General features: G+C 68.7%; 22 protein-coding genes. 20 read left to right on the top strand and 2 right to left on the bottom strand.

Annotated features, from left to right (window positions below; translation table 11 throughout):
- Positions 1-19 precede the first annotated feature (19 nt).
- The 8 genes from HDA44_RS04785 to HDA44_RS39075 all read left to right on the top strand — a co-directional run bounded on the left by HDA44_RS04785 (position 20) and on the right by HDA44_RS39075 (position 11,124).
- Positions 20-949, top strand: a complete 930-nt coding sequence (locus tag HDA44_RS04785) for an ATP-binding cassette domain-containing protein (RefSeq protein ID WP_184831683.1) — start codon at positions 20-22, stop codon at positions 947-949.
- A complete protein-coding gene (locus HDA44_RS04790) occupies positions 946-2,373 on the top strand; it encodes an ABC transporter permease subunit (protein WP_337905636.1) in 1,428 nt (475 codons plus the stop codon). The genes HDA44_RS04785 and HDA44_RS04790 overlap by 4 nt, the downstream gene beginning before the upstream one ends.
- Complete coding sequence (locus HDA44_RS04795; RefSeq protein WP_184831684.1) at positions 2,370-3,089, top strand: ABC transporter permease; 720 nt, start codon at positions 2,370-2,372, stop codon at positions 3,087-3,089. Before HDA44_RS04790 ends, HDA44_RS04795 begins: the two co-directional genes overlap by 4 nt.
- 144 nt (positions 3,090-3,233) lie before the next feature.
- The gene (locus tag HDA44_RS04800; RefSeq protein ID WP_184831685.1) at positions 3,234-5,255 is read left to right on the top strand and encodes a GxGYxYP domain-containing protein; all 2,022 of its coding nucleotides are present in this window, start codon (positions 3,234-3,236) and stop codon (positions 5,253-5,255) included.
- A 31-nt stretch (positions 5,256-5,286) separates the two neighbouring features.
- Positions 5,287-6,084, top strand: a complete 798-nt coding sequence (locus HDA44_RS04805) for a GNAT family N-acetyltransferase (protein ID WP_184831686.1) — start codon at positions 5,287-5,289, stop codon at positions 6,082-6,084.
- 64 nt (positions 6,085-6,148) lie between these two features.
- Positions 6,149-8,671 (top strand): accessory Sec system translocase SecA2, encoded by a 2,523-nt coding sequence (secA2, locus tag HDA44_RS04810; protein WP_184831687.1) that lies wholly within the window; start codon positions 6,149-6,151, stop codon positions 8,669-8,671.
- A gap of 121 nt (positions 8,672-8,792) precedes the next feature.
- Positions 8,793-9,425, top strand: a complete 633-nt coding sequence (locus HDA44_RS04815; protein ID WP_184831688.1) for a VC0807 family protein — start codon at positions 8,793-8,795, stop codon at positions 9,423-9,425.
- 172 nt (positions 9,426-9,597) lie between these two features.
- On the top strand, positions 9,598-11,124 hold the full coding sequence (locus HDA44_RS39075) for an AAA family ATPase (RefSeq protein ID WP_475584083.1): 1,527 nt from the start codon (positions 9,598-9,600) through the stop codon (positions 11,122-11,124).
- Between the two features lie 182 nt (positions 11,125-11,306).
- Here the strand turns inward: HDA44_RS39075 and HDA44_RS04825 are convergent, their stop codons facing one another.
- Positions 11,307-11,837 (bottom strand): hypothetical protein, encoded by a 531-nt coding sequence (locus tag HDA44_RS04825; RefSeq protein ID WP_184831691.1) that lies wholly within the window; start codon positions 11,835-11,837, stop codon positions 11,307-11,309.
- Between the two features lie 270 nt (positions 11,838-12,107).
- Between HDA44_RS04825 and HDA44_RS04830 the strand changes: the two genes are divergently transcribed.
- The 9 genes from HDA44_RS04830 to HDA44_RS04870 all read left to right on the top strand — a co-directional run bounded on the left by HDA44_RS04830 (position 12,108) and on the right by HDA44_RS04870 (position 21,898).
- Positions 12,108-12,518 (top strand): DUF948 domain-containing protein, encoded by a 411-nt coding sequence (locus HDA44_RS04830; protein WP_184831693.1) that lies wholly within the window; start codon positions 12,108-12,110, stop codon positions 12,516-12,518.
- Positions 12,515-12,751: a DUF6167 family protein gene (locus HDA44_RS04835; protein WP_184831695.1), complete on the top strand. Its 237-nt coding sequence runs from the start codon at positions 12,515-12,517 to the stop codon at positions 12,749-12,751. The genes HDA44_RS04830 and HDA44_RS04835 overlap by 4 nt, the downstream gene beginning before the upstream one ends.
- Positions 12,752-12,756: 5 nt before the next feature.
- Positions 12,757-15,426 carry an alanine--tRNA ligase gene (gene alaS, locus HDA44_RS04840; RefSeq protein ID WP_184831697.1) on the top strand — a complete coding sequence of 890 codons (2,670 nt, stop codon included), beginning with the start codon at positions 12,757-12,759 and terminating at the stop codon, positions 15,424-15,426.
- Positions 15,427-15,885 (top strand): Holliday junction resolvase RuvX, encoded by a 459-nt coding sequence (ruvX, locus tag HDA44_RS04845; protein WP_184831700.1) that lies wholly within the window; start codon positions 15,427-15,429, stop codon positions 15,883-15,885.
- Positions 15,882-17,120, top strand: coding sequence for an endolytic transglycosylase MltG (gene mltG, locus HDA44_RS04850; protein ID WP_337905637.1), 1,239 nt, complete (start codon positions 15,882-15,884; stop codon positions 17,118-17,120). Before ruvX ends, mltG begins: the two co-directional genes overlap by 4 nt.
- Complete coding sequence (locus tag HDA44_RS04855; RefSeq protein ID WP_184831701.1) at positions 17,121-17,945, top strand: shikimate dehydrogenase; 825 nt, start codon at positions 17,121-17,123, stop codon at positions 17,943-17,945.
- Complete coding sequence (locus HDA44_RS04860; protein ID WP_184831703.1) at positions 17,932-19,461, top strand: FAD-binding protein; 1,530 nt, start codon at positions 17,932-17,934, stop codon at positions 19,459-19,461. The genes HDA44_RS04855 and HDA44_RS04860 overlap by 14 nt, the downstream gene beginning before the upstream one ends.
- Positions 19,462-19,498: 37 nt before the next feature.
- The gene (locus HDA44_RS04865) at positions 19,499-20,203 is read left to right on the top strand and encodes a prepilin peptidase (protein ID WP_184831705.1); all 705 of its coding nucleotides are present in this window, start codon (positions 19,499-19,501) and stop codon (positions 20,201-20,203) included.
- 90 nt (positions 20,204-20,293) lie between these two features.
- Complete coding sequence (locus HDA44_RS04870; RefSeq protein WP_184831707.1) at positions 20,294-21,898, top strand: FAD-binding oxidoreductase; 1,605 nt, start codon at positions 20,294-20,296, stop codon at positions 21,896-21,898.
- 1 nt (position 21,899) lies between these two features.
- On the opposite strand, the gene HDA44_RS04875 is transcribed toward HDA44_RS04870, so the two are convergent.
- Complete coding sequence (locus tag HDA44_RS04875) at positions 21,900-23,015, bottom strand: ADP-ribosylglycohydrolase family protein (protein WP_184831708.1); 1,116 nt, start codon at positions 23,013-23,015, stop codon at positions 21,900-21,902.
- 124 nt (positions 23,016-23,139) lie between these two features.
- On the opposite strand from HDA44_RS04875, the gene HDA44_RS04880 reads away from it, so the two are divergent.
- Genes HDA44_RS04880 through HDA44_RS04890 form a run of 3 tightly spaced genes read left to right on the top strand, consistent with a single transcriptional unit; the run spans position 23,140 to position 24,062 of the window.
- Positions 23,140-23,340, top strand: coding sequence for a hypothetical protein (locus HDA44_RS04880; protein ID WP_184831709.1), 201 nt, complete (start codon positions 23,140-23,142; stop codon positions 23,338-23,340).
- 51 nt (positions 23,341-23,391) lie between these two features.
- The gene (locus HDA44_RS04885) at positions 23,392-23,655 is read left to right on the top strand and encodes a type II toxin-antitoxin system Phd/YefM family antitoxin (RefSeq protein WP_184831710.1); all 264 of its coding nucleotides are present in this window, start codon (positions 23,392-23,394) and stop codon (positions 23,653-23,655) included.
- A complete protein-coding gene (locus HDA44_RS04890; RefSeq protein ID WP_184831711.1) occupies positions 23,652-24,062 on the top strand; it encodes a PIN domain-containing protein in 411 nt (136 codons plus the stop codon). The genes HDA44_RS04885 and HDA44_RS04890 overlap by 4 nt, the downstream gene beginning before the upstream one ends.
- Positions 24,063-24,070 lie beyond the last annotated feature (8 nt).

Here is a 24,070-nt window from a genome sequence, read left to right on the forward strand (position 1 = left end):
CGGCGTACAAATCCGTGCCATGAGTGATGCAACGATCGAGGTCGCCGGACTGCGGAAGCGGTACGGGTCGGCGACCGCACTGGACAACATGACGTTCACTGCCCAGGCGGGCCGCGTGACCGGGCTGATCGGGCCGAACGGCGCCGGCAAGTCCACCACCATGCGGATCATTCTTGGGCTGCACCGCGCTGACTCGGGGAGAGCACTGGTCGGCGGACAGCCGTACCAGTCGTACCCGTGTCCACCGCGGTCACTGGGCGCGCTGCTGGACGCATCCGCGGTGCATCCGGCGCGGAGCGGGCGTAATCACCTGCTCTGGCTGGCGCAGTCGCAGGGCTTGGGGCATCGCCGCGTCGACCAGGTCCTCGAACAGGTAGGACTGGCGGGGGCGGGCCGGCGTGGCGTCGGTGGGTACTCGCTGGGCATGCGGCAGCGGCTTGGTATCGCGGCCGCGCTGCTGGGCGATCCACCGACGCTGATGCTGGACGAGCCGTTCAACGGCATGGACCCCGAGGGCATCGTCTGGCTGCGTGGCTACCTGCGCGGGCTGGCGGCGGAGGGGAGAGCCGTACTGGTTTCCAGCCACCTGATGAGCGAGCTGCAAGACATGGCGGACCACGTTGTCGTCGTCGGCCGCGGCCGGGTGATTGCCGACTCCAGTGTCGCGGCGCTGATCGCAGGTGTCTCCGATGGCCAGGTGAGAGTGCGCACGACCGCACCCGAGTCGGCAGCAGCGGTTCTGTCAACGCTCGGCGGGCAGGTGACGTACGCCGAGCCGCAGGTCCTCCTGGTGCGCGGACCGGGCGCCGAACAAGTCGCGGAAGCGCTGTCTGCCGCCGGACTCGGTTTCTCTGAGCTGGCACCACACCGGGCCACGCTGGAGGAGGCGTACTTCGCACTGACCGGAGACGCCGCCGACTACCGCGCGACGGGCGGTGTGGCGTCGTGAAGCTGCTGAAGGCTGAGTGGACCAAGCTGCGCTCGGTACCGGGATGGGTGCGCGGTCTGGCGGTGGCGACGCTGATGATTCTGCTCTTCCCCGTCGCCGGGTTGGCCAGCGGCGCGGCGGACCGGCCTGCACCACCACAGAGCGGACCGAACAACCAGCCGGTCAGCGCCGCGTTCTACTTCGTCCACCGGCAGCTGGCCGGCGACGGACAGCTCACCGTCGCGGTGAACCAGCTGGATGCCGACGCACCTTGGGCGAAGGCTGGTCTGATCCTCACCGTGGGACGAGAACCCGGCGCGCGCTACGCGGCGATCATGGTCACCAGAAAGCACGGCGTGCGGATGCAATACGACTACACGCACGATCGCGCCGCGCAGTCGGCCGTCAGCTCGGCGCGGTGGCTTCGGCTGACCCGTACCGGCGACACCGTCACAGGTGAAGCCTCGACGGACGGCATGAGCTGGAGTCGCGTCGACAGCGTCCGGCTTCCTGGACTGGCCGCTACTGTTCAGGCAGGTCTGTTCGTCGCCTCGCCACAGCTCGTGAACGGACTCGGTACTGCAGGCTCCGCAGCGACAGCGGAGTTCGGTACGCCGCGGGTGTCCGGCGACTGGTCTGCTGCCGAGTGGCGTGGTGAACAGGTGGGTGCCAAGACCAGCAGTTTCGCGGGCTATCCACCAGGAGCCTCAGGCGGATTCACCAGCTCCGGCAGCGGATTCACGGTGACTGGTGCGGGTGATCTGGCTCCGGCAACACGGGCAGACATACCAGTCGCCGCCGCGGCGGGTGACCTGCTTCTCGGTACGTTCCCGGCGCTGATCGTGATTGTCGTCATCGCCACGCTGGCGATCACCACCGAGTACCGGTACGGGCTGATCCGCACCACCTTGAGCGTCGGGGCATCCCGGCTTCGAACGCTCGCTGCGAAGGCCGCCGTGCTCGCCGGAGCCACGTTCGTCGCCGCCCTGGTTGGTCTGGCCATCGGATTGCCGGTCTGGTTGCGGCTGGTACGCAAGTTCGGCCTGTACGTCTTCCCAGCTACACCGGGCGATCAGCTCCGCCTGGTGGTTGGTACGGCGGCAGTACTTGCTCTGATTGCTGTCTTCGCACTGGGCGTCGGCACAATCCTGCGACGTAGCGCCACTGCTGTCACGACAGTGGTTGTTGTCACGGTGCTGCCGTACTTGCTTGCCATGACCCCGTTCCTGCCTGCGTCCATTGCATTGTGGCTGACCCGGTTCACTCCAGCCGCCGCCTTCGCTGTGCAGCAGACGCTGACCCGCTATCCGCAGGTCGATGCCGTGTACACGCCGGCGAACGGCTACTACCCACTGTCGGCTTGGGCGGGCTTAGCGGTGCTGTGCGCCTACACCGCTGTCACCCTGCTCGTGGCGGCCGTACTGCTGAACCGGAGGGATGCATGAAGCGGGCAGCCCACGCGGAGTGGACGAAGCTGCGCACCACCTCGGGTACCGCCTGGCTGCTGGTGGTGACAGCAATTGTCACGGCCGCACTGGGTGCCGCGGTTTCGGCCGCGTCCCAGTGCGCGGAGGCTGGTTGCGGGATCGATGCGAGCCGCCTTCTCCTCAGCGGCGTGTATCTAGGTCAGGCACCGGTCGCGGTGCTGGCGGTCCTCGCGGTCAGCGGCGAGTACAGCACCTCGCTGATCCGTACCACGCTGACCGCCGTACCAGCTCGTACGACCGTGCTTGTCGCCAAGGCGGGGGTTGTAGGCGCCGTTGTCCTGGTCGCGGGAGCGCTGATACTGCTGATCGCGCTACAGGTCACCGGCTTCGTCCTCGGCCGCCACGGATTCACTGCCGCGCACGGTTACCCGCACCTCTCCCTGGCCGACCCGGCGATCCGGCGAGCGACCGCGGCCGCCCTCGCGAACCTTGTCTTGCTTGCCGTCCTCAGCACCGGCATCGCCGCTGTCGTCCGCGATTCGGCCGCCGCGATCGGTGCCGTTCTCGGGTTGCTTTACCTGCCGCCGATCCTCACTCCGCTGATCGCCGCTCCGGCCGTCCGGCACGCTGTGGAGCGGCTTGCCCCGCTCACCGCCACCCCGCTCGTCCTGTCCGGCTGGGCGGCGGTCGGGTTGCTGGCCGGCGCGATGCTGCTGCGCCGTCGCGACACCTGAGCACGGATGCCACTTGCCCGCCAGGGGCGGAAACGATTCCAGGTTGCTTGCGACGATGCCGTGACGAACTCTGTACAGGCTGTCGCCGGGTTGCTACTGTCCGGCCAGATTTGACATCGATGTCAACCTCAGGGAGTGGTCACGATGGTTTCGAGACGGACGTTCCTGGCGGGCGGCGGCGCGGCGACGGCGGGTGGGTTCGGGTTGCTGCCCGGCCTCGCGACCGAGGCGCAGGCCGCGGTTTCATCGACGTCCGGCAGCCCCGCCCGGCTGCTGCCGGTGTTCAACCGCCCACGACACCTGGACTACGGCGACGTCAGCAAACTCAGCGGGGGAGACCAGACCCTGCTGACAACGTTGCAAGGCGTCGTCAACCGCACTGAGCCGGAGCTCTACTTCATCTACGACACCGGTACCACGAGCGTTCCGGACACCAAGTGGCTGGCCGACATGCGCCTGCCGACCAAGTTGTCCAAGAACCCGCTCGACCTGGTCGCCAAGTACCGGAACCGCATCCGCGGCGCGATCGTCCACGACCCGGCCGTACCGGACTCGCTGAACGTGGCGACGACCCTGGCCGGCCTGGAGAACGCGGTCGTCGCCGATGCGGATCAGGCCAAGGCGCACGGCCTGAAGATCGTGAAGGACCTGCGCGGGATGTTCGACGACGACCGCGTGAAGACGTACCGGTGGCAGCTGGACAACCTGTTCCCACGTGTCACCAAGCAACTGCTGGCGGGCCTGCCACCGACCCGAGTGGTGGACGTGGAGAACGTCCAGTGGCTGGAGATCGCCCGCGAGACCAGGCAGATCCGCGACTCGTCCAACCGCGGCACGTACAACCTGGACGTCTCCGCCAAGCTCGGTCAGGAGGCCGCGTACGTACGGTTCGCGGACTCGTTCGCCGATGACGGGTGGGGTGCGTCGGTACGGCACGTGGTGGTGACCGCGAACGGTACAGAGTTCGCCCGCTTCGAGCCGAACAGTCCGGAGGAGGCGCCGTACCTGTTCGACGGATCGCACTCCTCGATCGGCGGTGAGGGGAACCGGTTCGCCGACGGCGGCAACTACTGGATCTACCGCTTCGCACCACCCGCCGGTACTACATCCCTGGTGGTCACCGTGGAGATGTGGAACCAGTACCTGGTGTCCGCCACCGACACCGCGCCGACCCGGATCGAGCCGTTCGCGTACTTCCGGGACTACGTGGTGGCTACCAAGGCCATGGTGAGCTGGTTGCCGCCTGGTGGTGCTACGGGTGACTTGTTGATCGAGCACTTCGCGAAGTACCCGACGCTGGCTCCGTACATGGGCTGGTTCGCGAACGACGTCTCTGGTGAGTGGGACGGTGTGGACCTGGCTTCGAAGGGCGGCTCGCCAGTAGTGGCTGCCGACTTCTACATGAACGGCACAGTGCACGCCGGCTTCACCGCACCGATCTCCGACAAGCCACGTCCGATCCGGCGGATCAGCAAGCCGCAGAACAAGGTGTACCTCACGCTGACGTTCGGTGAGGGGGACAATATCCAGTACTGCCAACGGCGGCTTCGGGACATCTGGGATGATCCGAAGCGCGGTCAGGTTCCTACTAACTGGACGATCAGCCCACTGCTGGCGGAGACAGGTCCTGGTCTGTACAGCCACTTCCAGCGGACTGCCACGACAAACGACCTCCTGGTCTGTGGACCATCCGGTGGCGGCTACACGTACCCGGCGTCGTGGAAGGCGACCGAACTGACGCAGTACCTCAAGATGACCGGTGGGTTCATGCAGCGCACCGGACTGGACCTGGTGTACGCGTACAGCGGCCGGCAGAACGACCAGTGGATCCTGCTCTCAAAGGAGATCGCCGAGGGGTACGCCAAGTACACGCCGACCAAGGGGATCATGCAGACGTGGGACGGTGACCCGCTGACGACCCGCCAGGGCGGTATCCCCGTGACTGGTGGCTGGGGCCCGCCCGGTAAGGCAGCGGAGTTCAAAGCCGCTCTGGACCAGCGGATCGCCGGTTGGGACGGTGCGAGCCCGCTGTTCATCTCCGGGATGATCGGTGCGTGGTCCTGGACCCCGTCCGACATGGCTGAACTAGGGCCACTGCTGACCGGCCCGTACGAGTTGGTGCTGGCGAACGCGTTCTACGACCTGCTGAACCGCGTACTCGCGTAAACAGGTTGCGGTGGTGGAGCACGATGAGCAGATGACCCCTGACGAACTGCTAGACGTGTTCCACCGCCGCATCCGGCTGCCGGATGCCGATGCGATCCCAGGGTGGAAACAGGAGCATGTCGGCCTGGTGCATCGGTCGTACGTGGAGGGTGGCGAAGGCGCCGGCTTCGTCGAGACACCACGTGGTCTCGGTACTGATCCGGAGGCGGTGATCGCCCAGGAGCTGACGTTCTTCCGGGAGCGGGGTCTGCCGTTCGAGTGGAAGACCTACGCGTACGACGAGCCGCACGATCTGGGTGCGCGGCTGCTCCGGGCCGGGCTCACGAAAGGTGATCCGGAAACGCTGATCCTCGGTGAGGTGGACCGCATCCTGGAGCGCCCGTACGCGCTGCCGTCGAAGGTGCGGCTGCGTGAGGTCGAGGGGCCGGACGACTACCACCGGATCGGCGTACTCACCGACACGCTCTGGGGCAACGGCCTGGAGCGGATCGTGGAGCGGCTGGCGGGGGAGGCGCGGATGTTCCCGGACCGCTTGTCCGTGTTCCTGGTCGAGGACGCGCTGAAGGGACCGGACGGGCCGGCCGTGTCAGCGGCGTGGGTCCGGTTCCACCCCGGCACTGGGTTCGCCAGCCTGTGGGGTGGCGGCACGCTGCCCGGGTGGCGCCGGCAGGGCCTGTACAGCGCGCTGCTCGTCCACCGCGCCCGCCTCGCGAAGGACCGCGGCTACGAGTTCCTCCGCGTCGACGCGTCCGAAGACTCCCGCCCGATCCTGCAAAAACTCGGCCTGCACGCTGCTACAACCACAACACCGTACGAGTGGACACCCTGACTTAGGGCATGGCGGGTGCCCTGACCTGCGGAACGACGCACGGAGGCTGTACGTTGCCTGCATCATGGCCCTGAAAATCGCTTCCCGCTTCCGCCGGCTGCTGCAGCGCCCCGGCTCGATCGATCTCGGCCCGTACGAGCGGCTCACCCAGCTGGTCGGCGAGGCGGAGGAATCCGTCCAGTCCCTGACCGACGAAGAGCTCACCGAGGCGGTCGCGGAGCTGCGGACCACCGGCGGCCTGCACGAGGACGAGCAGATCGAGTTCCTCGCGCTGGCCCGGGACGCCGGCAAGCGGGCCATCGGCGAGCGGGCGTTCGACGGCCAGGTCGTCGGCGCGCTGGCGATGCTGCAGGGCCGGATCGTCGAGATGGCCACCGGTGAGGGCAAGACGCTGGCCGGCGCGATCGCTGCCGCCGGGTACGCCGTCGGTGGCCGCAAGGTGCACGTGCTCGCGGTCAACGACTACCTCGCCAAGCGCGACGCCGAGTGGATGGGCCCGGTGTACGAGCTGCTCGGCGTCACCGTGGGACACGTCGGTCAGGCGTCCACGCCGGAAGAGCGGCGCGCGGCGTACCAGGCCGACGTCTGCTACGTACCGGTGAACGAGATCGGCTTCGACGTACTGCGGGACCGGCTCGTCACCGACGTCACCGACCGGGTCACCGTGGAAGCCGATGTGGCGCTGGTCGACGAGGCGGACTCCGTCCTGATCGACGAGGCCCGCGTCCCGATGGTGCTCGCCGGGGCGACCCGCTCCGAGGCGCTGGACGACGACGTGGTGCAGCTGGTGCGTACGCTCCGGGCCGGTGTCGACTACGAGATCGACGGCGACGGGCGGACCGTCGCGCTGACCGACAAGGGCACCGACAAGGTCGAGGCGGCGCTCGACGGCATCAACCTGTACGACGACGAGAACCTCGACCGCCTCACCCAGGTGAACGTCGCGCTGCACGCCGAGGTGCTGCTGCGCAAGGACGTCGACTACCTGGTGCGCGACGGCAAGGTCAGCCTGATCAACAACAACCGCGGCCGGGTCGCCAAGCTGCAGCGCTGGCCGGACGGTCTGCAGGCCGCTGTCGAGGCCAAGGAAGCTGTTCCGGTCAGTGACTCCGGTGAGGTGCTGGACAGCATCACCGTGCAGGCACTGGTCAAGCGGTACAAGTCGCTGTGTGGCATGACCGGTACGGCAGTGGTGGTCGGCGAGTCGCTCGCGGAGTTCTACGAGGTCGACGTGGCAGTCGTACCGCCGAACAAGCCGAACGTCCGCAAGGACGACGAGGACCGGCTGTACCTGACGGTCGCGCAGAAGAACGAGGCGCTGGTCAAGCACATCGGCGTCGTCCACGAAAGCGGCCGGCCGATCCTGATCGGTACGCACAGCGTCGAGGAGTCCGAGCAGCTGAGTGACCTGCTGCAGGCGGCCGAGATCGAGCACGTGGTGCTGAACGCGAAGAACGATGCCGAAGAGGCGGCGATCATCGCGGAGGCCGGCGTACCCGGCACGGTGACCGTGTCGACGCAGATGGCCGGCCGGGGTACGGACATCCGGCTCGGCGGCAAGGACGAGACGCACGACAAGGAGAAGGCACTCGAGCTCGGCGGGCTGTACGTGATCGGTACCGGTCTGCACGCGTCGCGGCGGCTGGACGACCAGCTCCGCGGGCGTGCCGGGCGGCAGGGCGATCCGGGCGGCTCACTGTTCTTCGCGTCGCTCGCCGACGAGCTGGTCAGCCGGTACTCGGTGTCGTCCGGTCTGCGGCCGCATCCCGACGACACCGGGCGGCTCACCGACCGGAAGTCGATCGCGATGCTTGAGCATGCGCAGCGGGTGGCTGACGGCGCGAACGCGGAGCTGCACCGGACGACGTGGCAGTACAACCGGCTGACCGGGCAGCAGCGCGCGATTCTGCTTGAGACGCGCGAGAAGGTGCTGGCCGACGATCTGGCCGCGACCGAGCTCGCCGCGCGGGCCAAGGAGCGGTACGACGAGCTCGTCGACGAGGTTGGCGAGGACGTCGTCCAGAGCGCGGCCCGGCGGATCGCGCTCGGGCATCTGGATCGGCGATGGACCGACCACCTGGCGTACCTGGCTGATCTGCGCGAGGGGATTCACCTGCGGTCACTGGCCGGCGGGATCGTGCATCTGAAGCCGATCGACGAGTTCAACAAGTCGGCGATCGCCTCGTTCGAGACGCTGATCGAGGACGCCTGGAAGGACGCGGCCGAGACGTTCGCGGACGCCGAGATCACCACCGACGGCCTGAACGAGGAAGCCAGCGGCATCCCGCGGCCCACCGCCACCTGGACGTACCTGGTCAACGACAACCCGTTCGGCACCGAAGCCGACCGAATCCTCGGCCGCCTCCGCAACGCCATCAAGCCCGGCTCCGCCGCCGAACCCGAGGAAATCCTCCCCGAGGACTTCGACGAGGCCGACCTCCCCGAGGAACTCCGCGACGCGGACGACCTCCCGGAGGAGCTGCGGGACGCGGAGGATCTCCCCGAGGAACTGCGCGGGTCCGGCGGGTCCGGCGACGACGACCTGCCCGACGAGCTGCGGGACGCTGACGACAAGCCCAAGCGGTAAGGGCCGGACCTCCAGGTCACCGGGCTGGTTCCGGGTGCGGCCGGGGGATTCGACTTTGGTCTAGGGGTGTACGGCCGTCGGCCCGATGCTGGTCGGCGGTGGGGCGCGGGAGGCTGCGGGTATGCCCCGAACGAACCGTGGTCCCTGGTTGCTGATCGTCGACATCGGCGTACCGCTGGCGCTCTTCTACGGCCTCCGGGCACTCGGCGCGAGTGACCTGATCGCATTGCTCGCCGGGATCATCCCCGGGTTGATCAGTTCGGGCATCTCATTGGTCCGCGAACGCCGTACCGATCTGGTCGGCATGGCCGTCATCCTCAGCATGGTGGGCAGTTCGGTGGTCGCGGTCATCGGCGGCGACGCGCGGCTGCTGCTCGTACGCAACGCGTGGATCAGCCTCCCGTTCGCCGGCATCACGCTGTGGTCACTCCGGCACCCGCGACCCCTCTGCTACACCGTCACCCAGGCGATGATGCCGCGCCGGGCAGCCGTGATGGACGAGCTGTGGGAGACGAACCCCGGCTTCCGGCACGCGTGGAAGTGGATCACGATCTACTGGGGCATCGCGTCGATCGCCGACGCGGTCATCCGGGTCGTGCTGTCGTACACCCTGCCGATCTCGATCGTCCCAGCCACCGATCCGATCATCACGGTACTCACCATCGTCGTACTACAGATCCCCACCCAGGTACTCCTCCGCCGAACCGGCACCTGGCACCAGGTCTTCGCCCCCCGCCGCCCAACCCCCGCATAACCCTCCAGGTCAGGGGGCGGGGTGTGGTCGGGGTGGGTGGGGTGTCGGTGGGGGTGGTTAGGCTGCTGGGGTGAGTGATGGGTTGTTTGATCTGCCTGGGGTGCCGGCGCCGTCTCGTGGTGGCGGGAGCTTGGCCGACATGGATCACACGGCGGCTCCGCTGGCCGTGCGGATGCGGCCGCGTGGGCTGGACGAGCTGGTCGGGCAGCAGCATCTGCTCGCGCCCGGGTCGCCGTTGCGGCGGCTGGTCGAGGGGGATCAGCCGATGTCGCTGCTGCTCTGGGGCCCGCCTGGTACCGGGAAGACGACGATCGCGGCGGTGGTCTCGCACCAGACGAACCGGAAGTTCGTCGAGCTGTCCGCGGTGACGGCGGGAGTGAAGGACGTACGCCAGGTGATCGACGGCGCCCGGCGTGATCTCGCGCGGGCGGCCGGTCCGGTCGAGACCGTGCTGTTCATCGACGAGGTGCATCGGTTCACCAAGGCACAGCAGGACGCGCTGCTGCCAGGCGTGGAGAACCGGTGGGTGACGCTGGTCGCGGCTACTACCGAGAACCCGTTCTTTTCGGTCATCTCACCGCTGCTGTCGCGCAGTCTGCTGCTCACGCTGGAGTCGCTCACCGACGACGACATCTCCAAGCTGCTCGACCGGGCGCTGGTGGATGAGCGAGGCCTGAACGACGAGTTCACGCTGGCCGACGACGCGCGGGACCACCTGTTGCGGATGGCTGGGGGAGACGCACGGCGGGCGCTCACGTACCTGGAGGCTGCCGCCGGTGGGGCCCGCGCCAAGCACGAGCAGGCCCAGAAGTACGAAGCAGCAAGCGACGCCCGAGGCTCTGAACCGGTCAGCAAAACGGCAGAGGACGCGGCGCCGACCGGCGAGGGACCGGATGAGGCAGTAAGGCGCGACCGGGCGGAGTCGCCGGAGGCTCAGTCGGGTGGGGCGCCCGACAGCGGTGCGGGCCAGGTGGTGCCGGACGAGGTCGTACCGGGCCAAGTCGTGTCGGACCAGGTGGTGTCCGACCAGGTCGTGCCGGATGGGCTGGTGCCGGGGCGGGCGGTTATTGATTTGGTGACGTTGGAGACGGCGGTTGATCGGGCGGCGGTGCGGTACGACCGGGCGGGGGATCAGCATTACGACGTGGCGTCGGCGTTGATCAAGTCGATTCGGGGGTCCGACGTCGACGCGGCGATGCATTACCTGGCGCGGATGATCGTGGCGGGGGAGGACCCGCGGTTCATCGCGCGGCGGCTGGTGATCTCGGCGAGTGAGGACATCGGGATGGGTGACCCGGCCGCGCTCGGGGTCGCGGTCGCGGCCGCCGACGCGGTGCAGCTGATCGGGATGCCGGAGGCGCGGATCAACCTCGCGCAGGCGGTCGTCGCGCTCGCCCTGGCGCCGAAGTCGAACGCGGTGATCACCGCCGTCGACGCCGCGATCGCGGACGTGAAGGCCGGCAAGGTCGGTCCGGTGCCGCCGCATCTGCGGGACGCGCATTACGCCGGCGCGAAGAAGATCGGCCACGGAGCCACGTACCAGTACTCGCATGACGATCCACGCGGCGTGCTCCCACAGCAGTACGCGCCGGACGTGATCGACGGCACCGACTACTACACCCCGACCCGTCGCGGCGGTGAGGCCGCGTACGCCGACCGGGTCGCCGCGATCCGCAAGATCCTCCGCGACCGCAAGTAGTCCGCCGGCCACCGCGGGTGAGTTGGGTAGGCTGCTTCACGGCCTGGGGTGAAAGGTTCGGTTGTGAGGCAGCCTCGTCCACGGCATGTCCGGCGGCGCCCGTTGGTGCTGAAGTCGATCGCTGGCACGGCAGGCGCGTTCCTGCTTGCCGGTGTCCTGTATTTCGTTCCGTTCGGCGCGCATCAGTCCCGCGAGTCGGCGACGTCGCCGCCGGTGAGCAGTACACCCGCGCCGACGGCGGAGCGTACGGAAAGCACGTCGCGATCCACTACCCGGCAGACTCTTCCCGTCGGCAAACCCCTCGGCCCTTCGCCGGCCGCTTCCACGACACCGTCCACCAACTGGCCCCCGACAGCAGACCCCGGCACACCGGGCAACTCCAGCTCGCCGGGCAACTCCAGCTCGCCGGGCGACCCGGGCACGCCGGGCAGCCCCGCCACGCGCGGCACCAGTCGGCCGACCACCTCCTCCGGCGGCGCGACCACATCGCCTCCAAGCCCACCCTGGAGCCCGACCCGCCCCACACCGGCCACACCGTCGCCGACCCCCACCTTCTTCCCCACGCCGGCAACCACCCCGGCGTCCACCCCGACGCCCCCGCCCTCTCCCACAGCACCCGCCAGCACGCCCACCCAGAGCACTTCACCAACCCCATCACCAAGCCCAGGCTCCAGCACCACACCCGAGCCATCCACAACTCCCAGCAGCAGCACCGGCCCCGCACCAGGCTGAGAATGCACTCAACCGGCGAGGGGTGCAGCGTGGGGTTCTCCACTCGTGTTGTGGGTTCTCCACTCTCATACCGATGGAGAACCCACAACACGGGTGGATATCCACTCGCAGGTCGGGCCCGGGCGCGTGGGGCCGGGTGGTTTGGTGAGGGACTGTGATGTGCGGGATGGTGTCCTGGAGCGGGGTGGGATATGGCCGCGCGATAAGGTCGGGCGGTCCATGAGGTCGCTAGCGGAAGGCGGATCGTTTTCATGAGCGTCGGTGAAGTCGCGGGGCTGATAGCTGCCTGCGCGCTGCTCATCCTGGTGGGTCTGCTGGCCTATCCGATCCTGAAGCTCGGCAAGGTGTTCGACGAGACCCGGATCATGGTGAAGGGTGTCTCGGACTCCAGCGTGCCGCTGCTCGGCGAGGTGACCACCACGGTCGCGACCACGAACGCCCAGCTGGCGAAGGTGGACACGATCACCGACAACGCGACCACGGTGACCACGAACGCGGCGGCGCTGATGTCGCTGTTCTCCGCGACCGCTGGCGGTCCGCTGGTGAAGGCGGCCGCGTTCACGTACGGGGTCCGGCGCGCGCTCGGTGAGCAGCAGCGCAAGGACGTGTCCCGGCGGGTCAAGGACGAGATGAAGGCCGAGCGGAAGGCACGGAAGCGGTGAAGCGGATCTTCTGGCTGATCATCGGGATCGCCGTCGGCGTGTATGCCGTCACCAGGCTGAAGAAGAAGGCTCAGATCCTCGCTCCGGAGAGTGTCCAGGAGTCCACTGCCAAGCTGGCGGCGGCGGTCCGGCACTTCGGCGACCAGGTCCGCGAGGGCATGGCGGAGCGGGAGACCGAGCTCCGGGACGCGCTCGGCATCGAGAACACCAACGATCGTGAGGACTACCGGTAACACCCATGGAAACCAGTGAGATCAGGCGGCGGTTCCTGCAGTTCTTCGAGGACCGCGGCCACACCGTGGTGCCGAGCGCGCCACTGCCGTCGCCGGACCCGAACCTGTTGTTCAACGTGGCCGGGATGGCCCAGTTCGTGCCGTACTTCGTCGGTCAGCAGACGCCGCCGTACCCGCGCGCGACCAGCGTGCAGAAGTGCGTCCGGACGCTCGACATCGAAGAGGTCGGCAAGACCACCCGGCACGGCACGTTCTTCCAGATGAACGGCAACTTCTCCTTCGGCGACTACTTCAAGGAGAAGGCCATCGAGTACGCCTGGGAGCTGGTCACCAAGCCCCAGAATCAAGGCGGCTACGGCTTCGACGAGTCGGTCCTGTATGCGTCGGTGTACTACGAGGACGACGAGGCGATCGAGATCTGGAAGCGGGTCGCGGGGCTGCCCGACGACCGGATCGTCCGGCTCGGGATGAAGGACAACTTCTGGTCGATGGGCATCCCGGGTCCGTGCGGCCCGTGCTCGGAGATCCTGATCGACCGCGGCCCGGAGTTCGGCGCGGACCGGGACTGGGAGGCGGGCGACCGCTACCTGGAGTTCTGGAACCTGGTCTTCATGCAGAACATCCGCGGTGAGGGTGGCGGCAAGGACGGCTACCCGATCCTCGGCGAGCTGCCGAAGAAGAACATCGACACCGGCCTCGGCCTGGAGCGGGTCGCGTACCTGCTGCAGGGCGTCGACAACATGTACGAGATCGACGAGATCTACCCGGTGATCGAGAAGGCGTCCGAGCTGAGCGGCCGCAAGTACGGCGCCGAGCAGGTCGACGATGTCCGCTTCCGGGTGATCGCGGACCACGTCCGCAGCGCGCTGATGCTGATCGGCGACGGTGTCACGCCGGGCAACGAGCAGGGCGGGTACGTACTGCGCCGGCTGCTCCGCCGGGCGATCCGCTCGATGCGGCTGCTGGGCTACGAGGACCCGAGCCTGGTCGAGCTGCTTCCGGTCAGCCTGGAGCAGATGAAGAAGTCGTACCCGGAGCTGGTCACCGACTTCGGCCGGATCAGCCAGGTCGCGTACGCGGAGGAGGAGGCGTTCCGGCGCACGCTGACGGCCGGCACGACCATCTTCGACGTGGCGGTCCGGGACACCAAGGCGTCCGGAGCGCACCAGTTGGAGGGCGCGAAGGCGTTCCAGCTGCACGACACGTACGGCTTCCCGATCGACCTGACCGTCGAGATGGCCGCCGAGCAGGGCCTGAACGTCGACACCGAGGGCTTCCGCTCGCTGATGAAGGAGCAGCGCGAGCGGGCCAAGGCGGACGCGCGGGCGAAGAAAGCCGGTCACGCGGACACCTCGGGGTACCGGGAGCTGCGGGAGAAGGGCGTCACCGAGTTCACCGGGTACCAGGAGCTGGCCAGCGACTCGCAGGTGCGTGGTCTGCTCCGCGACGGCGCGGTCGCCCAGTTCGCCGAGCCGGGCGAGACGGTTGAGGTCGTACTCGAGAAGACCCCGTTCTACGCCGAGTCCGGTGGTCAGATCGCCGATGAGGGCGTGATCGTCGCCGACGGCGTGAGGCTGAAGGTGCTGGACGTGCAGCGCCCGGTCAAGGGCCTGATCGTGCACAAGGCCGAGATCCTCGAAGGCGTACTGCGCCCGGGTCTGGACGTGCACGCCGAGGTGGATCACGAGTGGCGCGTCTCGGCCTGCCAAGCACATTCGGGTACGCACGTCGTACACGCCGCGCTTCGTCAGGTGCTCGGGCCGAACGCGCTGCAGAGCGGTTCGTACAACAAGCCCGGGTACCTGCGGCTCGACTTCGCCTGGTCGTCGGCGCTGGACCCGGCGACCCGGTCCGAGATCGAAGAGGTCGCCAACCTGGCCGTACGCCAGGATCTGCCGGTGTCCGCGCAGTACATGACGCTGCCGGAGGCCCGCGAGTGGGGCGCGCTGGCGCTGTTCGGCGAGACGTACGACGAGCAGGTCCGCGTGGTCGAGATCGGTGGACCATGGTCACGTGAGCTCTGTGGTGGTACGCACGTGAAGCACTCGTCGCAGGTCGGCGCGGTGACGGTGACCGGCGAGTCGTCGGTCGGCGCGGGCGTACGCCGGATCGAGGCGTTCGTCGGCATGGAGGCGCTGCACTACCTCGGCCGCGAGCGGGCGCTGGTCCGGCTGCTGAGCGAGAACCTGAAGACCCGTCCGGAGGAGCTGCCGGCCAAGGTCGCCGACCTTGCCGAAAGGTTGCGTACGGCCGAGAAGGAGCTCGAGAAGGTCCGCGCCGCGGCGGTGCTGCAGGCCGCGGGTGAGCTGTCGGCCAACCCCAAGGACGTCTTCGGCGTCCAGTACGTCGGGCACCGCGCGCCAGACGGCGTGAACGGCGGCGACCTGCGCAAGCTGGCGCTGGACGTCCGCGGCCGGATCCCGAACGACAAGCCGGCCGTGGTCGCGGTGCTGAGCGTCAACGACGGCAAGCCCGGCGTGGTGATCGCGCTCAACGACACCGCCCGCGAGTGGCGGCTGAAGGCCGGTGACCTGGTCCGGGTGGCGGCCGAGAAGCTCGGCGGCCGGGGCGGCGGCAAGGACGACGTCGCGCAGGGTGGCGGTACCGATCCGGCCGGTGCCGACGCGGCGCTGGCGGCGGTCGAGCACGCCATCGGTCACCAGGTGACAGGCTAGATGAGACGTGGCGTGCGGATCGCGCTGGACATCGGGGACGCCCGGATCGGCGTCGCCAGCAGCGATCCGCACGGAATCCTTGCCACGCCGGTGGAGACGGTCCGGCGCGGGCCGGGCGATCTGGATAGGATCGCGGCACTCGCCGCCGAACTGGAGGCGTTCGAGATCGTGGTCGGGCTGCCGCGTTCCCTGTCCGGGGGCGAGGGTCCGGCCGCGGTGAAGATCCGGGAGACGGCGGAACAGGTGCGGGCCAAGGTGCACGAAGGCAACGCGGCGACGACGGTGCGGCTGGTGGACGAACGGTTCACCACGGTCACCGCCGAACGGATGCTCCGGGAACGCGGTAAGAAGGGTTCCAAGCGACGGGCGGTGGTCGACCAGGCCGCCGCGGTCGTGATTCTGCAGCATGCGCTCGACGTCGAGCGCGAGACCGGCAACCCGCCGGGGAGGCCCCTGTGAACGGACCATCGGTGGACTCGGACCTGAACGAGAGCGACGGCCTGGACGAGCGGGACGGCCGCGTTGGTCAGGGCGAGGGCGACGACCTCGGCAGCGGCCTCGGGCTGCGGGCCGAGTCGCGGGTCGAGCGCCGGGCGAACCGGCGCCGGGCCCGGTCCCGCCGCGCCTTCGGCTGTTTCGCCGGCCTGGTGTCGCTGATCGTCGTCGGCGCCCTGGTCGCCGGCGCGGTGCTCGGCTTCGGCAAGGGCAAGGACGCGCTGGCCAACCTCTTCTCCGCGCCCGACTACAAGGGCGAGGGCACCGGCACGGTGACGGTGCAGATCACCGCAGGTCAGAGCGTCTCGTCGATCGCGGACACGCTGGAGAAGAAGGAAGTCGTGAAGAGTGCCCGCGCGTTCGAGCGGGTGGCCCGCGACGATCCGCGGTCGCTGCAGATCCAGGCCGCGACGTACACGCTGCGCAAGCACATGTCCGCGAAGGCGGCGCTCGCGCTGATGCTGGACACGAGCAAGTCGGTGCTGGTGATGCGGATCAGCTTCCCGGCCGGCAAGACCAAGGCCGAGATCGCGCAGATCCTGCAGAACTCGAAGCTGAAACTGCCGGCGAACGCGGCCGCGGGCGCGCTGAACAAGCCGGCCTCGCTGGGCCTGCCGGCGTACGCGCACGGCAACGCGGAGGGCTTCCTCTACCCGGGTACGTACGACGTGCCGAAGGGCGCGACCGCGTACACGATGCTCAAGCTGATGACCGCGAACTACGCCAAGAACGCCGCTTCGCTGGATCTGGTGAACACCGCGTCCCGGAAGAAGCTCGATCCGTACCAGGCGGTGATCGTCGCCAGCATCATCGGCGCGGAGACGAACCGGCCGCAGGACTACGCGAAGGTCGCGCGGGTCATCTACAACCGGCTCCAGGCCGGGATGAAGCTGCAGATGGACTCGACCATCCACTACGTGGTCGGCCGGGACGGTGGCGTGTTCACCACGACGGAGCAGCGGCAGACGGACTCGCCGTACAACACGTACAAGTACAAGGGCCTGCCGCCGACGCCGATCAACTCGCCGACCCGGGACGAGTTGCGCGCGGCGATCAACCCGGCGCAGGGTTCCTGGCTGTACTTCACGCTGGTCAACCTGGACACCGGCGAGACCGCGTTCGCGAGCTCGGCCGCGGATCACCAGGCGAACGTGAAGAAGCTGCAGACCTGGTGCCAGGCGCACAAGGGCCGGTGTTAGGTGACGCGTTGTGCGGTGCTCGGTTCGCCGATCGCGCATTCGTTGTCGCCGGCGATGCACCGGGCCGCGTACGCCGAGCTGGGGCTGGACTGGGCGTACGACGCGTACGAGGTGGACGAGAACGAGCTGCGCGGTTTCGTCGCGTCGCTCGATGCGGACGTGCGCGGGCTTTCGCTGACGATGCCGTTGAAGCGGGTCGCGCTGGAGCTGGCTGACTCGGTCGATCCGGTGGCGGAGCTGATCGGCGCGGCGAACACGATGCTGTTCGAGCCGGACGGTACGCGATCCGTACACAACACCGACGTACCCGGCTTGGTGAACGCGTTCGCCGAGCGCGGGATCACCGCCGCGGAGAGCGCGGTCGTGCTCGGTGGCGGCGCGACGGCCGCGTCGACGCTGGCGGCGCTGCGGGGGATGCGGGTCACCGAGGTGACCGTCGTGGTGCGGGACCTGTCGAAAGCGGAGCGGCTACTCGATCTCGCCGCGGAGCTGGGACTCCGGACGTCGGTCGCGGACTTCTCCCAGGTCGAGCAGATCGGCGGTTTCGACCTGTGCGTCTCGACCTTGCCCGGCGGCGCGGTGGATCCGTGGGCGGAGCATTTCGCCGCTGTCGCCCCGGTCGTGTTCGACGTCGCGTACCACCCGTGGCCGACCAAGCTGGCGATCGCGGCGCATCGGATCGGTACAGAGCTGTTGAACGGACTTGACCTGCTCGTGCATCAGGCGACCCTCCAGGTGGAGATGATGACGGGTAGGTCGCCGGCTCCGCTGGCGGCCATGAGGGTGGCCGCGCGTGAGGAGTTGGGGGATCGTGAGTCTGCTTGACCGCCGTACCGTACTGAAGGCCGGGGGTGCCGCCGCCGCGGTGACACTGACCGGTTGCAACGCCGCGCCGGACGAAACCGGAGCGGGTACTACCAGTCCGCCGCGGTTGACGAACAGCATGACGTCCAGCTCCGGTAACTCCGTGAGCACTGTGACTTCGGCCAGTGAGTCCGCGCCGACGCTCACCGCCGCGCCGAACTGGAACTCCTTCGCCCGTTCGCTGAAGGGCCGCGTCTACTTGCCGGCATCGTCCGGGTACGCGGCCGCGCATCAACTGTTCAACCCCCGCTGGGACAGCGTCCACCCCGCCGCGGTGGTGAAAGCGGCGGACGTGGCCGACGTCCAGAAGGCGATCAATTTCGCCCGCGCCAACAAGCTGGTCCTGGTCCCGAAGAGCGGCGGCCATTCGTACGTCGGCGCGTCCACGATCGCGAACGGGATGCAGGTCGACGTCGGCGCGCTCCGCGGCCTGAGCTACTCGAACGGCATCCTCACCGTCGGCGCGGGCGCGCGGCTGTACGACGTACACGCGTTCCTGGACCGGTACGGCCGGTCGCTGCCGACGGGTACCTGCCCGACGGTCGGGGTCGCGGGCCTCACGCTCGGCGGCGGGATGGGCATCCACACGCGTACGTTCGGTCTGACCTGTGACCGGGTCGTGTCGATGGGCGTCTTCACCGCGGACGGCAGATCGCACAATGTCAGCGCGACCTCGGATCCGGAGCTGTTCTGGGCGTTGCGTGGTGGCGGTGGTGGCAATCTCGGCGTGGTCACCTCGTTCCGGTTCGCCACGATTCCGGCGACGAAGCTCGGCTTCTTCCGGTTGACCTGGCCGGAGGCGCAGGCCGCGGCCGTGGTTCGGGGCTGGCAGAAGTTCGCGCAGGCGGCGCCGACGACGGCGTGGGGCAATCTGCATATCGATGCCAAGAGCAACGGTACGTTGTCGGTCCACGTCCTTGGTGTCTCGACCACCGGCAACGCGTCGGCCGCGGCCGCGCAGCTGGAGTCGTTCGTCGGGGCGAAGGCGTCGGCGCGGTCGATCACGGTGAAGTCGCACCTGGAAGCGGTGAAGTACCTCGGCGGCGGCACGACCAGTCCGCGGACCGGGTTCCTGGCCGGCTCCGACGTGCTCAAGGGTCCGATGGACGCGGCCACGATCACCGCGCTGCTCGGCGCGGTGAAGGCTGCGGCGCGGGCGAAGACACCGGCCTCGGCGATCCTCGACCCGCTCGGCGGGCAGGCCGCGAAACAACCCGCGGGCGGTTCGTCCTGGCCGTGGCGCGGTGCGCTCGGCGTCGTGCAGTGGTACTCGTCCGCGCAGGGTACGGCCGGGCAGACGTTCATCGCGAACGGGCATCGCGCGGTTCGCGCGGCGTCCGCCGGCGCGTACGTGAACTATCTGGAAGCCGGTCGCGCGGTGGCGTCGTACTACGGCGCGAGCGCCGCGAAGCTCGCCGCCACGAAGAAGAAGTACGACCCCGCGAACTTCTTCCACACCCCGTACACGATCCGCTAGCTGGTTATCCGGCCCGGATCGTCTAGGCTCCTGGGTCGTGCCGGCTAACGAGTTGCTCGCTGCGGGGATCGGGGTGGCCGGCTGCGGTCCCGCGGCGGCCGTGCTCGGGCCGTGGCTGTTGCGGCGGATTCCCGAGCCGGTGCTGGACGAAGGCGAGACGAAAGTCCCGTACGCGTCGCTGGCCGGGCGGCCCGGGGCGATCTGGTGTGGCGTACTGGCGGCCGTGTCGGGAGGGGTGCTCGGCTGGTTGCTCGGGCTCGACGCGGTGCTGCCGGTGTGGCTGCTGCTGGCGGTCGCGGGCGCGATCCTCGGATACATCGACGCGCGTACGCGCTTCCTGCCGTCGGCAATCATCTGGCCGACGTACCTGATGGTCATCGTCGGCCTGGTCGTGGTGGCGCTGGCGACGGGGGAGTGGGGTTCGTTGCGGCGCGCGGCGATCGCCGGCGTGATCGGGTTCGTGGTGTTCTACGTGCTGTGGTTCGCGTTTCCGCGCGGCGTCGGGTTCGGCGACGTACGCCTGTCGGGGGTACTCGGGCTGGCGCTCGGCTGGCTCGGCTGGGGTCAGTTCGCGTCCGGTCTGTACGGCGGGTTCTTCTTCGGCGCGGTCGTAGGCATCGTGCTGATCGTCACCCGGGTGATGACCCGCAAGCAGATGGTCCCGTTCGGGCCGTTCATGCTGGTCGGCGCGCTGGCCGGCGTATTCCTCGGGGCTCCGTTGGAGCGGTTGTACGCCGGATAGCTGATCCGCACACTCAGCCAGATGGTTGATGTGCGCCCACGGCCGATCTTCCTAGGGTCGAGGTATTCGAACTCTCGGGAGGGAATCTCAATGCCAGTAAGTCGTCGTGGACTGTTGGCCGGAACCGCCGTCGCCGGCGCGGCACTCGCCGTACCAGGCACCGCTTCCGCCGCCTCGCCCAGCTCCGGCGCCCAGTTCGGTGACACGCTCAGCGACAAGATTCTGCCGAACGACGCGCGGTACCAGGACCTGGTCCTGCGCGGAACGAACCGCCGCTTCGTCGGCACCCCGCAGTACGCGCGGGTGATCCGCTCGACCGCGGACGCCGTCGCGGCCGTGCAGGACGCGGTACGCAACGGGAAGCGGATCGCCGTCCGTGGTGGCGGGCACTGCTTCGAGGACTTCGTGGACAGCAGCGACATCGAGGTGCTGCTGGACATGTCGACGTTCGACGCGGTGACCTGGGACCAGCAGTACCGAGCGTTCTCGATCGGCGCGGGCGCGACGCTGGAAACCGTGTACAAGGACCTGTTCTACGGCTGGGGCCTGACCGTGCCCGGCGGCGGCTGCCTCGGCGTCGGCGTCGGCGGTCACTTCAGCGGGGGTGGGTACGGGCCGCTGTCCCGCAAGTTCGGCTCGGTCGTCGACCATCTGTACGGCGTGGAGATCGTGGTCGTGGACGCGCACGGCCGGGCGCGCTCGGTGGTGGCGACCCGTGACAACGCGTACCGCGACCTGTGGTGGGCGCACACCGGCGGCGGAGGCGGCAACTTCGGCGTCGTCACCCGGTACCTGATGCGGTCCGCCGGCGCGTCCGGCCGGGCGCCGGCCGAATCGTTGCCCAAGGCACCGGCCGCGCTCCGGGCGACGGTGCTGGCGTACGACTGGAAGACCACCACCCAGGCCGGCTTCACCCGGATCCTGCGGAACTGGTTCGACTTCTTCGAGCAGCACAACACGGCCGACTCGCCGTACGCGACGCTGTACGCGCCGTTCATCCTCGCGCACACCACCGCCGGGGGTTTCCTGCTCTCGACCCAGCTCGACGCGAACGTGCCGAACTCGGCCGGCCTGATGGACACGTTCAACGCGGCGATGATGGCCGGCGTACCGGACCCGAAGCCGCGGCTGATCGACCAGGGCGTCGGGCCGTTCCTGAACCTGACGATGCAGCGATCGATCGCGGACACACCCAACGCGCAGCGCGGGAAGTACAAGGCGGGGTACCTGCGGAAGGGGTACTCGGACGCGCAGATCCAGGCGATCCATCGCGGACTGAACGACAGCAAGTACAAGGGCCCGGGCTCGTCACTGCTACTGGTGCCGTACGGCGGGAAGGTGAACACCGTCCCGTCGAACGCGACCGCCTCCGCGCAGCGGAACGTGATGGCGAAGATGGTGCTCGCGGCCGGGTGGGACGCCGCAGGCGAGGACAAGATGCATCTGGACTGGCTGCGCAAGATGTACGAGGAGATCTACAAGGACACCGGCGGCGCACCCGTACCGAACGCGGTGAATGCCGGGTCGTACATCAACTACCCGGACGCGGATCTGGCGGACCCGGCGCACAACAAGTCGGGTGTCCCGTGGCACGACCTGTACTACTTGGGCAACTACCCGCGGCTTCAGCAGGTCAAGGCGAAGTGGGATCCGCGGAACGTGTTCAAGCACAAGCTCTCGATCGAGCCGCGGTGAGTCACCAGCCTGGGTAGCGGGTGGTCCACTCGGTGTACGGGCCCCAGTCGCCGTGCAGGCGATCGCGCTGGGTGAACTCCAGCGCGAAGTCGTCGGCGAGCTGGAGGATGACCGGCCGGCCTTCGACGGTGAAGACGAGCTCCGCGGGGAGAGCCGTCTCACCGTGGAGCGTGCCGAGCAGGTTCCCGCAGATCGCGCCGGTCGAGTCGCTGTCGCCGGAGTGCGTGACTGCCAGCGCAACCGCGTCCAGGAACTGGCCGGGTTCCGGGTACGCGAGGGCGGCGTAGACCGCGATCGCGAGCGCCTCTTCGGCGATCCATCCGCCGCCGAGGCGCTCGACGGTGACCGGGTTGGCGGGCGCGGTCGCGGCCAGGTGCCGGGCGAACGTGAGCGCGGCGCTGGTCTCGTCGTGGCCGTCGTGCTGGACGAGGACACTGATGGCTCGGGTCAGTGCCTCGTCCAGGCCGGCGCCGGCGCACAGCTCGTGGATGATCACGGCGAGGGTGCCGGCGGCGAGCTTGCCGGTCGGGTGGCCGTGCGTGTACCCGGCAGCGTCCGCGGCTGCGTCGAACACCCACTCGGTCGGGTAGACGGCCGGGAGCAGGCCGAACGGGGCGACCCGCATGACGCCGCCGCAGCCTTTCGAGTCGTTCACTGCCGCCGCGCCGAACTGCGGAATCCGGTCGCCGCCTTTGCGGGCCTCGGTCAGTGCGTTCAAGCAGGTGTTGCCCGGGGCGCGGCGCGCGTACAGCCACTGCTCGCGCTGCAGCCAACCGTCCCGTTCGCCGCTCGGTCCGGGCAGAGTCTGGGTGTCGAGCCACCGGTCGTACGCGTGCTGGACGACCGCGACCGTGAAGCCGAGCCCACGGTCGGTGCGGACGCCGGCCCGGATCAATCCCTCGGCCGTGAAGAGCGTCATTTGGGTGTCGTCGGTGATCGTCCCCGGCGGCCGGCCGGGGCCACCGTCCACGAAGGTCCGGACCAGCTCAGGATGCTTCGCCAGGATCGACCGGCTGTCCTCGAACTCGACCGGCCCACCGAGCGCGTCGCCGATCGCCCCACCCAGCAGACACCCGCGCACCCGCGCCCGCCACGCCTCTGCCTCAGCCCGCTGCATGCCAGGACCCTATCGGGGGTAGCGCTGGCACCACCCCCAAGACGGGTCTCAGAGCCAGTTCGCGCGGCGCCTTCGGCTTCTACTGTCGTTGTACAAGGCAACCGAACCGAAGAAGGAGCGCACGATGACCCCCGCTTTCCGTCGTATCGCCGGGCGCCTGGCCGTGGCGGCAGTCGCCACTACCGCCCTCACCGGTGCCGCGATCGCCGGTGGTCAGGCAGCCAACGCCAGCACCACCTGCGCCGACTCCCCGATCATCAAGACCCTCGACATGGTCCTCTCCGTCCGCACCGGCCCCACCCCGGACAGCCGCACCTGCCGCTGAATTTGCCTTTCTGTCCAGTCTGTCTAGACTGTTTCCGACGAGGAGATGGTGATGACGGTTACGGCTGGACAGTGGCAGCTGCAAGAAGCGAAGCAGCATTTCAGCGAGCTGATCCGGGCTGTCCGCACCGACGGTCCGCAGTTCGTCACGAAGCACGGGCAGCAGGTCGCTGTCGTGCTGGACATCGTGGACTACCGGCGGATGACAGGAGCGGACGTGGTGGACTTCAAGAGTTTCCTGGGCTCGGTGCCGGATCTGAGCGAGCTCGACCTCGAGCGCTCGACGGCACCCGCGCGGACGGTCGAGTTCGAGTGAGTTATCTGCTCGACACCAACGTCATCTCGGAGTTCCGCCGGAAAACGCCGAACGCGGGTGCGAGCGGCTGGCTGGACACGGTTCGGTCCGGGCAGTTGTTCCTCAGCGTGCTGGTCGTCGGCGAGCTCAGGCAGGGCGTCGAGCGGCTGGCTCGGCGCGACCCGGCGCGGGCCGCGGCCATCGAGGACTGGTGCCAACGGCTGGTGAAGGGGTACTCCGACCGCATCGTCCCGATCAGCCAGGAGATCGCCGATACCTGGGGCCGGCTGAACGCCGCGAATCCGCTGCCGGTGGTCGACGGGCTGATGGCGGCGACCGCGCTCGTACACGACTGGACCCTGGTCACCCGGAACACGGCCGACGTCGAGCGCTCGGGCGCCCGGGTGCTGAATCCGTTCGCGGCCTGAGCAGCGCC

This window comes from Kribbella solani (assembly GCF_014205295.1).
GTDB lineage: Bacteria > Actinomycetota > Actinomycetes > Propionibacteriales > Kribbellaceae > Kribbella > Kribbella solani.

Coding starts and splice junctions, on each gene's coding strand:
- HDA44_RS04815 (WP_184831688.1), top strand. CDS start 8,793: ATGCCCCGAACGAACCGTGGTCCCTGGTTGCTGATCGTCGACATCGGC.
- ruvX (WP_184831700.1), top strand. CDS start 15,427: ATGAGACGTGGCGTGCGGATCGCGCTGGACATCGGGGACGCCCGGATC.
- HDA44_RS04830 (WP_184831693.1), top strand. CDS start 12,108: ATGAGCGTCGGTGAAGTCGCGGGGCTGATAGCTGCCTGCGCGCTGCTC.
- HDA44_RS04795 (WP_184831684.1), top strand. CDS start 2,370: ATGAAGCGGGCAGCCCACGCGGAGTGGACGAAGCTGCGCACCACCTCG.
- secA2 (WP_184831687.1), top strand. CDS start 6,149: ATGGCCCTGAAAATCGCTTCCCGCTTCCGCCGGCTGCTGCAGCGCCCC.
- HDA44_RS04785 (WP_184831683.1), top strand. CDS start 20: ATGAGTGATGCAACGATCGAGGTCGCCGGACTGCGGAAGCGGTACGGG.
- HDA44_RS04800 (WP_184831685.1), top strand. CDS start 3,234: ATGGTTTCGAGACGGACGTTCCTGGCGGGCGGCGGCGCGGCGACGGCG.
- HDA44_RS04875 (WP_184831708.1), bottom strand. CDS start 23,015: ATGCAGCGGGCTGAGGCAGAGGCGTGGCGGGCGCGGGTGCGCGGGTGT.
- HDA44_RS39075 (WP_475584083.1), top strand. CDS start 9,598: ATGCGGCCGCGTGGGCTGGACGAGCTGGTCGGGCAGCAGCATCTGCTC.
- alaS (WP_184831697.1), top strand. CDS start 12,757: ATGGAAACCAGTGAGATCAGGCGGCGGTTCCTGCAGTTCTTCGAGGAC.
- HDA44_RS04805 (WP_184831686.1), top strand. CDS start 5,287: ATGACCCCTGACGAACTGCTAGACGTGTTCCACCGCCGCATCCGGCTG.
- HDA44_RS04880 (WP_184831709.1), top strand. CDS start 23,140: ATGACCCCCGCTTTCCGTCGTATCGCCGGGCGCCTGGCCGTGGCGGCA.
- HDA44_RS04870 (WP_184831707.1), top strand. CDS start 20,294: ATGCCAGTAAGTCGTCGTGGACTGTTGGCCGGAACCGCCGTCGCCGGC.
- HDA44_RS04885 (WP_184831710.1), top strand. CDS start 23,392: ATGACGGTTACGGCTGGACAGTGGCAGCTGCAAGAAGCGAAGCAGCAT.